We start from the raw sequence: 3180 nt of genomic DNA, 5'->3' as shown, positions 1-3180 counted from the left end.
GCTGTGTTTGGGTAGTCATATTTCCTGAATTTCTTTAAACTGTTGATCTAATCAACAAAACAATAATGAATATCATTGATTTTGTCAACAATAAATTTGGATCACCCCACCATGAATGCCGACACCCTCTCCACGCAATTGCTGGATGCGCTGCATGACCTCACGCATGCCTACCGTTCGCGCATGCGCAGCGCCATGCATTCGCTCGAACCGGGCGTCACGCCCAATGAACTGCGCATGCTCATCTTCCTGGGGCGCACGCCGCAGTGCACGCACAAATCCATGATGGATCACATGCATGCGGACAAGGCGCAGATCGCACGTACGCTCAACCTTCTCGAAGAGCGCGGCTGGATCGTGCGCGCGCCAAACCCCCAGGACAAGCGCAGCCGCGTGCTCGAACTCAGCGAAAGCGGCGCCGCGCGCGTGGCCGCGCTGCGCGAGGAGCGCGCCGCCATCGGCAACGAGATGCTGGGCTGCATGGCGGCGGGCGATCAGCAGAAAATGCTGCTGAACCTGCTCGCCATGAAAAACCGTCTGCTCGGCCAGACCCATCCGGTCTGATTACCCACGCCAGGCACGCAGAATCAGGAATTGACTTGTGGCAGAAATCACTACAAGTGCGCCATAGGTCCAGATCTTCCCATCATCGCCAAAAACCACCAGTCCACACAGCAGGACCGTAGTACAGATAACAAAATTAATAGCAAAAGGCTTAATCCAGCCTTGAGATCTGGCTCGTTTCCTGTCGAAAACCTGCGACCCTGCAACCATCAGCAGCGCGACCGCGAACGCGGGCGCCACAAAATTCAGTAGATGATTGATTGCTAATAAAGTGCTCATAAACATGACTCAAATCAAGTCATTAAAAAACCAATCTCAACCTGATTGCCGACAAATTTTATAATCGCGCATATGGCAGTTTGGGCACTAGGCATCAATCACACGACCGCGCCGCTGGATATGCGCGGTCGTTTTGCGTTTGCAATCGATCAGATCGCACCGACGCTGCTCGGTCTTCGCCAGGCCCTGACCAGCAGCTCCACGCGCCACCCCAGCGTGGAGACGGCCATTCTGTCCACCTGCAACCGCACCGAAATTTACTGCGCGGCCCACACGCCGGCCCTGGACCATACGCTGGACTGGCTCGCCCACTCCGGCGGCGTCAGCCCCGCCCTGCTGCGCTCGCATTCCTACACGCTGGAAAACGACCTGGTCGCGCGCCACGCCTTCCGCGTCGCCAGCGGCCTGGACTCGATGGTGCTCGGAGAGGCGCAGATCCTTGGCCAGATGAAGAACGCCGTGCGCGCCGCCGAGGACGCTGGCGCCTTGGGCAGCACGCTCAACCAGCTCTTCCAGCGCAGCTTCGCCGTTGCCAAGGAGGTGCGCAGCTCCACGGAAATCGGCGCGCACAGCATCAGCATGGCCGCGGCGGCGGTACGGCTCGCGGGCCAGTTGTTCGAAGACCTCTCGCAGATCAAGGTGCTGTTCGTGGGCGCGGGCGAGATGATCGAGCTCGTCTCCACGCACTTTGCCGCCAGGCACCCCAAGCAGATCACCATCGCCAACCGCACGCTGGAGCGCGGCGAGAAGCTGGCCGTGCAGTTCAACGCCAACACCATGCGGCTGGCGGACCTGCCCGAGCACCTGCACGAATACGACGCGGTCATCAGTTGCACGGCATCCAGCCTGCCCATCATCGGGCTGGGCGCGGTGGAGAGCGCGCTCAAGAAGCGCCGGCATCGCCCGATCTTCATGGTCGATCTTGCCGTTCCGCGCGACATCGAAGCCGAGGTCAAGGACCTGCGCGACGTGTACCTCTACACCGTGGACGACCTCGCCAACGTGGTCCGTACCGGCCAGGCGCAGCGCCAGGCAGCCGTGCAGCAGGCGGAGGTCATCATCGACCACGGCGTGCAGAGCTTCATGCACTGGCTCGACCAGCGCAGCCCCCAGGGCGGCGCGGTGCCGCTGATCCAGCAGATCAACGCACAGACCGACGAATGGCGCGCAATGGAAATCGCGCGCGCCAAGAAGCTGATCGCCAGGGGCGAGGACATCGACACCGTGCTCGACGCACTCTCGCGCGGCATCACGCAGAAGATGCTCCACGGCGCCATGGCCGAACTGCACAAGGGCGATGCCGGGCAGCGCGCCCAGACCGTCGATACCGTTCAGCGGCTTTTCCTGCGCTCGCAAAGCAAGAACAGCCTGTAGCTGCGCCGCAGCCCAAACCCCTCCCATTCCCGTGGTTCGTTGCGCGGCGGCGCGCATTCTGCCCAGCCGCCCCGCCCGCGCCATCCGCTGGCGGCACGCAGTCCGTGCGCAGCCCACCTCATTGGCAGACACCATGAAAGCCTTTCTCAGAACCCAGCTCGAGAAGTACGCGCAGCGTCTCGAAGAACTGGACTTCCTGCTCTCGCGCGAGGACATCATGTCCGACATGGCGCAGTACCGCAGCATCTCCAGGGAGCACTCCGAGGTCACCCAGATCGCGGGACGCTACAGGCGCTACGCCCAGGTCGAGGCCGATATCGCCGGCGCCCACGAGATGCTCGAGGACCCTGACATGGCCGAAATGGCGCAGGAGGAAATCACCAGCGGCGAGGCGGAACTCGTGCAGCTCGAGGACGAACTGCAGCGCCTGCTGCTGCCCAAGGACCCCGACGACGCCCGCAACGCCTTCATGGAAATCCGCGCGGGCACGGGTGGCGATGAATCCGCGCTGTTTGCCGGCGATCTGGCGCGCATGTACACGCGCTACGCGGCCAATGCCGGCTGGAAGGTCGAGGTCATGTCGGCCAACGAGAGCGAACTCGGCGGCTACAAGGAAGTCGTGCTGCGCATCGAAGGCGACAACGTCTATGGCCGCATGCGCTTCGAGTCCGGCGGCCATCGCGTGCAGCGCGTGCCCGCGACCGAAACGCAAGGGCGCATCCACACCAGCGCCTGCACCGTCGCGGTGATGCCGGAGCCGGACGAGCACCAGGCCGTCACGCTGAATCCGGCGGATCTGCGCATCGACACCTTCCGCGCATCCGGCGCTGGCGGCCAGCACATCAACAAGACGGACTCCGCCGTGCGCGTGGTGCACCTGCCCACCGGCATCGTCGCGGAATGCCAGGACGGCCGCAGCCAGCACAGCAACAAGGCCAAGGCGTTGCAGGTGCTGCAGGCCCG

Annotated in this window: 4 protein-coding genes; 3 read left to right on the top strand and 1 reads right to left on the bottom strand. The window is 62.9% G+C overall.

Annotated features, from left to right (window positions below):
* The first annotated feature begins 111 nt into the window (after nucleotides 1-111).
* Nucleotides 112-564 carry a MarR family winged helix-turn-helix transcriptional regulator gene (locus tag ABWP92_RS17060; protein ID WP_353236600.1) on the top strand — a complete coding sequence of 151 codons (453 nt, stop codon included), beginning with the start codon at nucleotides 112-114 and terminating at the stop codon, nucleotides 562-564.
* Here the strand turns inward: ABWP92_RS17060 and ABWP92_RS17055 are convergent, their stop codons facing one another.
* Complete coding sequence (locus ABWP92_RS17055; RefSeq protein ID WP_353236599.1) at nucleotides 565-843, bottom strand: hypothetical protein; 279 nt, start codon at nucleotides 841-843, stop codon at nucleotides 565-567.
* A 72-nt stretch (nucleotides 844-915) separates the two neighbouring features.
* Between ABWP92_RS17055 and hemA the strand changes: the two genes are divergently transcribed.
* Together hemA and prfA are read left to right on the top strand one after the other, a co-directional pair.
* Complete coding sequence (hemA, locus tag ABWP92_RS17050) at nucleotides 916-2217, top strand: glutamyl-tRNA reductase (protein ID WP_353236598.1); 1302 nt, start codon at nucleotides 916-918, stop codon at nucleotides 2215-2217.
* A 133-nt stretch (nucleotides 2218-2350) separates the two neighbouring features.
* Nucleotides 2351-3180 (top strand): peptide chain release factor 1 (gene prfA / locus ABWP92_RS17045; RefSeq protein ID WP_353236597.1); only part of this gene is annotated, 830 nt, incomplete at its 3' end.

Origin of the sequence: Diaphorobacter ruginosibacter (assembly GCF_040396215.1) — a bacterium.
GTDB classification, from domain to species: Bacteria; Pseudomonadota; Gammaproteobacteria; order Burkholderiales; family Burkholderiaceae_C; genus Diaphorobacter_A; species Diaphorobacter_A ruginosibacter_A.
This window is presented reverse-complemented; position numbering and strand designations above follow the sequence as displayed.

What these genes read in the sequence shown, in the direction of transcription:
- ABWP92_RS17060 (WP_353236600.1), top strand. Translation starts at nt 112, where the DNA reads ATGAATGCCGACACCCTCTCCACGCAATTGCTGGATGCGCTGCATGAC.
- ABWP92_RS17055 (WP_353236599.1), bottom strand. Translation starts at nt 843, where the DNA reads ATGAGCACTTTATTAGCAATCAATCATCTACTGAATTTTGTGGCGCCC.
- hemA (WP_353236598.1), top strand. Translation starts at nt 916, where the DNA reads ATGGCAGTTTGGGCACTAGGCATCAATCACACGACCGCGCCGCTGGAT.